Origin of the sequence: Streptomyces beijiangensis, from assembly GCF_017315755.1 — a bacterium.
GTDB lineage: Bacteria > Actinomycetota > Actinomycetes > Streptomycetales > Streptomycetaceae > Streptomyces > Streptomyces beijiangensis.
In genome coordinates this window covers 1-627 of the sequence record NZ_JAFLRJ010000537.1, presented here as the reverse complement: position 1 = coordinate 627, position 627 = coordinate 1, and the positions used below count along the sequence as shown (strand labels likewise).

Genomic DNA, 627 nt, shown 5'->3' with positions numbered 1-627 from the left:
CCAGCAGAAGTACGGCGAGAACGACGCCGAGCGTCACATTCACGGGCAGCAGCACGCGCCAACTGTAGGGCGGCACAGGCGAATCACCGGCACACCCACTCGCACCTGCGTACCCCCGCCCCCTCGACATGACGTGTCCATGTCGCCATCCTGTTACCTGGCGCACACCCCACAGAAATCCGGGCCCTCCACGATGGCCGAGTCCCGGGCGCCCAACACCCCCACCCCCACAAGGGAGTTCGCATGTCAGGTATCTACGCGCGTCGAATAGCCGTTGCAGCGGCGACCGTTGCCCTCGCCGTCACCGGCCTGATCACCGCCCCTTCCGCCCAGGCGGCCCTGCCCACCCCGGTCAGCGCGGCCACCGCCCGCACCTACCTCGCCTCGCTCACCGTCGCCACCGAGGGCTCCACCACCGGCTACAGCCGCGACCTCTTCCCCCACTGGATCACCCAGTCCGGGAGCTGCGACACCCGCGAAGTCGTCCTCAAGCGCGACGGTACGAACGTCGTCCAGTCCTCCACCTGCTCGGCGACCAGCGGCAGTTGGTACTCCGAGTACGACGGCGCCACCTGGACCGCCGCATCCGACCTGGACATCGACCACATGGTCCCGCTCGCCGAGGCC

General features: G+C 68.9%; 1 pseudogene. It reads left to right on the top strand.

The features are described 5' to 3' along the window. Positions 1–243: 243 nt before the first annotated feature. A pseudogene (locus J0695_RS36445) lies at positions 244–627 on the top strand (hypothetical protein); the annotation flags it as partial.